The sequence below is a fragment of the Fulvivirga aurantia genome (genome assembly GCF_009711475.1).
In the GTDB taxonomy this organism is placed as follows: Bacteria; Bacteroidota; Bacteroidia; order Cytophagales; family Cyclobacteriaceae; genus Fulvivirga; species Fulvivirga aurantia.
The window spans coordinates 1-5,251 of sequence record NZ_SMMD01000656.1; the positions used below are offsets into that span (position 1 = coordinate 1).

The 5,251-nt window shown below is 38.2% G+C and carries 4 protein-coding genes; 3 read left to right on the forward strand and 1 reads right to left on the reverse strand.

The features are described 5' to 3' along the window. Nucleotides 1-49: 49 nt before the first annotated feature. From rbfA to E1176_RS06645, 3 genes are all read left to right on the forward strand, one after another. Nucleotides 50-439: a 30S ribosome-binding factor RbfA gene (rbfA, locus tag E1176_RS06635; protein ID WP_155209819.1), complete on the forward strand. Its 390-nt coding sequence runs from the start codon at nucleotides 50-52 to the stop codon at nucleotides 437-439. 12 nt (nucleotides 440-451) lie between these two features. Further along, nucleotides 452-1,675, forward strand: a complete 1,224-nt coding sequence (locus E1176_RS06640) for an ABC transporter permease (RefSeq protein WP_246205954.1) — start codon at nucleotides 452-454, stop codon at nucleotides 1,673-1,675. Nucleotides 1,676-1,868: 193 nt separating this feature from the next. After that, complete coding sequence (locus tag E1176_RS06645; protein WP_155209820.1) at nucleotides 1,869-4,796, forward strand: DEAD/DEAH box helicase; 2,928 nt, start codon at nucleotides 1,869-1,871, stop codon at nucleotides 4,794-4,796. Between the two features lie 10 nt (nucleotides 4,797-4,806). Here E1176_RS06645 and E1176_RS06650 read toward each other — a convergent pair. Beyond that, on the reverse strand, nucleotides 4,807-5,251 hold a 445-nt coding region (locus E1176_RS06650), incomplete at its 5' end, for an Lrp/AsnC family transcriptional regulator (protein WP_343030510.1).

Here is a 5,251-nt window from a genome sequence, read left to right on the forward strand (position 1 = left end):
AAATAGATGAATATTGAGAAAAAAATAAATATAATGGGATATTTGCACTATGCAAGAAAGTACCAGACAACAAAAGTATTCCAGACTTATCCAGAGAGATATTAGCGATATCTTCCAAAAAGATAAAATGGGTATTTTCACTAATACATTCGTAAGTGTTGTTGATGTGAAAATGTCGCCTGATTTAAGTATTGCAAAGATATACCTCTCCATGATGCTTGTTAAAGACAAGGAGGCCCTACTCGACAAAATATCTGATCGCAAAAGCGAAATCAGAAAGGAGCTGGGAAATAAAATAGGCAAGCAAGTAAGAATTATACCTGAGCTAATCTTCATTATCGATGAGGTAGAAGAAAAAGCCAGCCGTATAGATGAGATTATAGATAATCTCGATATTCCTCCTGCTGATGGTGATGAGGAAGATGAATCAAAAGATTAAGCCTGCTATTATTTGAAACTTTCTCTATTCATAGCGAAGAAGTACTTTTTTTCTAAAAGAAAGAGAAATTTCATCAATATCATTTCCATCATTTCTATGCTGATAGTGGCTATTTGCACGGCTGCACTCATTATAGTTTTATCAGTATTCAATGGCCTAGAGGGGCTTTTAAGGTCACTATATGGCTCTTTTGATCCTCAAATAAAAGTCGAACTCAAAGAGGGAAAATCATTTGTACTTTCCGATTCTCTAAAAACAGAAATAGAAGAAACAGAAGGAGTCGAAATACTCACCGAAGTAATTGAAGACTATGCCTATGTGATGTATCGAGAGGCTGATATGGTCGTGACAATTAAAGGCGTAAGTGATAATTTTCTTGACCAGCATAGACTTGATAGCTCAATTGTAAGTGGCGAATTAAAGCTCAAAGACGGTAATGTAAATTATGCCATTATAGGCCGGGGCGTGCAGTATGCGCTGTCAATTATGATAAATAATGATTTGCATCCGCTCAAGATCCATTTCATCAAAGATGTAAAGCCCGGGTCTATAGATGTAAGCAACCTATACTCTAGTCGCAATATCTTGCCGGGGGGTGTATTTGCCATAGAAAAGAACTATGACGAAAACTATATTTTCGTACCACTTGATTTTGCAGAGTCGCTGCTTAATTATGGCGATAAACGCACTTCATTAGAAATCAAAACTGACCCTGACTATGATATAGGTGATGTGAAAGCCAATCTTAAAGCCACATTAGGCGATCAGTTTTCAATTTTGGACAATGAAGAACAGCACGCTGATTTATACAAAATCTTGAAATTGGAGAAACTATTTGTGTTTATAGCCTTCTCTTTCATCCTGGCTATTGGCGCTATCAACATTTTCTTTGCTTTAACCATGTTAGCTTTAGACAAGAAAAAGGATATTTCTATCCTTTTTGCCATGGGCGCCAACAACCAACTTATAAAATCGATCTTTTTAGCAGAGGGTGCGATCATATCATTAGGCGGGGCAGCCATGGGACTATTAATTGGAGGAGTCATCTGTTGGGCACAGCAAACATTCGGACTTATTTCTATGGGCATGGAAACCTCAGTATTAGAGAATTATCCTGTAGAAATGCAGCTCATGGACTTTATATATACTTCTCTCAGTCTAATTCTTATTACGGTTATTATCTCTTACCGACCTGCTGTAATTGCTACACGCTATAATAACGTAGAATTTTTATAGCGCGATGTAAGTTTTTGACTATCAGATGCTTAAAAAATAAGCTAACTTTTTACCCAAAATGCCCGTATACCATCCATCTGGCAAAAAGGCATTTTAACTTACCATGTGCCTTTTAAGAGGAAATGTCACCTCAAAAATGTCCCTAAATTGGTTTAAAATGCTTAATTTGCAATTTCTGTTTGCTATGTAATATATGAAAGTTTCCGCTGCTCAACCTTTTCAGATCATCTATTCGCTGTACCAGCACGAGTACCTTGGCTACTTATTTGAGTCATTTGTGGTGCACTTAGACGATAAGGGAAAACTCACCTTGCAGCATCAGAATATTTCTTCTAAAAATGCGCGTGAGTTTGAGTCTAGATTAGATGATACTGACTATACGCTCATCGACACCATTGATGAGATGCAGCAGGATGCTGTCATTAAGAAATTCAATAATGGCAAAATCATCAAGCCCGAAGATTACTTTCCTAAAATCTATGACAAGGAAAAGGGAAATGAGCTTCTGCAAACGGAAATAGAAAGTTACCTGGAGCGTAGACGTGCCAAAATCCTGGAAAACCTCAAAGGCAAAATGGTTTTTGAGATGGGTAATGATGGCGAGCCGGCATGGCGTCAGATTGAAGTCTTACAGGAAAAAGCGACCATTCTTTTCCATTTCCGGAGAAATGAAGATAATACACATTACTTCCCTACCATCAAGCATAATGGTGAGAAAGTCGATTTTCAATACAAAGGCGCTTATATAATTTGTAAAAACCCTGCATGGATGGTACTCGCAGGCAAATTATATTCCTTTGAAAAAGACGTTGACGGCAAAAAACTTATGCCGTTTCTCAATAAAAAATTTATCGTTATCCCTCGCAATGTCGAGGAGACATATTACAATAAGTTCGTAGCACCACTGGTAGCCTCTTTTGATGTATATGCAAAAGGCTTTGAGATTAACAGTGAGCACTACGACCCTTTGCCGATACTTACCCTATCTGAGCTGCAATCAAATAGTGGCAATATGTCACTCTTTGAAGAAAATGGTGAAGCAAAGACAGAGAGTGAGAAAATTCTTTTTGAGCTAGCATTTAAATACGGCCCTTTTCAGTTTAAAGCTGATAATATTGGCCCTGTTAGCGTGTCGGTTGAGAAAACAAAGAACGACTATATCTTTCATCGTGTAAAGCGAAAGCTGGATGATGAAAAAGAGACTATAAACTACCTGGTGTCTTCTGGCCTTCCTTTGAAAGGATCGCGAATAGCGATGCCTAAAACCAAGGCGTTTGCATGGCTAGATAATGAGCGCACAGACCTTGAAAACAGAGGCTTTAAGATTGAGCAAAAAGGCAAATCATCTAAGAAATACTTCATCGGAGAATACAAGATAAAAGTTGAGGTACGAGAGAATATAGATTGGTTTGACATACACGCAGTAGTAAAGTTTGGTGACTATGAAATAAGCTTTAAGCAGCTTAGAAAGATGATCATGAAGAAAAATCATGAGATTGAGTTACCAAATGGTCAGATCGCAGTTATTCCTGAATCATGGATAACTGAGTATTCGGAGCTTTTTGCTTTTACAGAAGAAGATGAAAACGGAGTACCTAAGCTTAAAAAACATCATTTAGCCTTAGTCAAGGATCTGGAAGCAGGAAACCTTGCCGAAGTGAATATGAGTAATAAACTCGAAAAGCTTCGCGGGTTTGATCGTATGGATGAGTTCGAAACTCCTGCTCAATTTAAAGGTGACCTAAGGCCTTACCAGAAGGCGGGTTATGATTGGATGCAGTTTTTAAGAAGTTACAAATTTGGTGGCTGTCTGGCCGATGACATGGGTCTTGGTAAAACAGTACAGACTCTCGCTTTGCTGCAATCACAAAAAGAAGCCGGAGCTGAAGGTACTTCGCTACTCATTATGCCGACTTCTTTAGTTTATAACTGGGAGATGGAGGCCAAACGCTTTACGCCAAACCTTAAAGTCTTCACTTATACAGGCACTAATAGAGAGAAAAACCCAGAGAAGTTTAGCAAGTACGATATTATAATTACTTCCTATGGTATCGTAAGGTTAGATATTGAGCTCTTGTCGACTTTCTATTTTAACTATGTGATATTAGATGAGTCTCAGGCCATAAAAAACCCTAGCTCTAATATTGCCAAATCGGTGAGAAAGCTTAAATGCAGAAATAGACTAATCCTTACTGGTACACCACTCGAAAACAGCACCATGGATTTGTGGTCTCAGATGAACTTTATAAATCCTGGACTACTTGGCTCTCAAAGCTTCTTTAAAAACGAATTTTTAAACCCGATAGAGAAGAAGCAGGACGAGTCTAAGATAAAGAAGCTGAATTCTATTATTAAGCCTTTCATATTGAGACGTCATAAATCACAGGTTGCGACCGAGCTACCAGAAAAGGTAGAAAACGTGCAGTATAGTGAGATGACTCCTGATCAGGAGAAAGAATACGAAGAGGTAAAATCGCAATACCGAAATAAGATTCTTGAAAACATTGAATCTAAAGGGTTAAGTAAATCACAACTACTCTTATTGCAAGGCCTTACCAAACTACGCCAAATTGCCAACCACCCTAAGATGGTAGACGTAGATTATGAGGGAGATTCCGGCAAAATGGAGGATGTAAAAGCCCTCCTGGAAAATGCCATGCAAGAAAATCACAAGGTTTTAATATTTAGCCAGTTTGTAAAGCACCTTAAAATTATGTCGAGCTACCTCAAAAAAGAAGGTGTCGATTTTGCCTATCTCGATGGGTCTACCAAGGATAGAAAAGAGCAAGTAGAGCGATTCCAAAATGATGAAAATCTTAAAGTATTTTTAATTTCATTGAAAGCTGGTGGTTTAGGCCTCAACCTGACTCAGGCAGATTATGTATTTATCTTAGATCCTTGGTGGAATCCTGCCATAGAAGCTCAGGCAGTAGACCGAGCCCATCGAATCGGTCAGGAAAATAAAGTATTTACTTATAAATTCATCACCAGAAACTCGGTAGAAGAGAAAATACTGGCCCTACAAAGTCATAAAAAGAAACTGGCTAGCGACCTCATAAATACTGAAGAAAGCTTCGTAAAAAGCCTCTCAAAAGAAGACATCGAGAGTCTCCTTTCATAATAAAATAAAATTATAGAGCATAAGCTGTCGTGGCCTTAAGTGTGGAAAGTGCAAATGAGCTCTGTACTTGTCCCACATTATTTATGGCCGATAATTTATTGACAATAAATTGCTGATAGCTATTCATGTCTTTCACCACAACTTTAAGCAGGTAGTCATACTCTCCGGCAAGATGGTAACACTCCATCACCTCTTCTATTTTCATAGCCGCTTTTTCAAACTCTTTCAAATAGGTTTGAGAGTGCTTTTCTAAAGTGACCATACTAAAACTGATCAGCTCTTTTCCAATTTTTGCCGGGTCAAGTAGTGTAACATATTGTTTGATTACTCCGGATTTTTCTAACCTCTTTATACGCTCGTATATCGGTGTAATGGTCAGGCCAAGCTCTGCTGCCAGTTCCTTATGTTTCATTTTTGCATCTTGTTGCAGCAGCCTCAATAAAGCCAAATCCGTT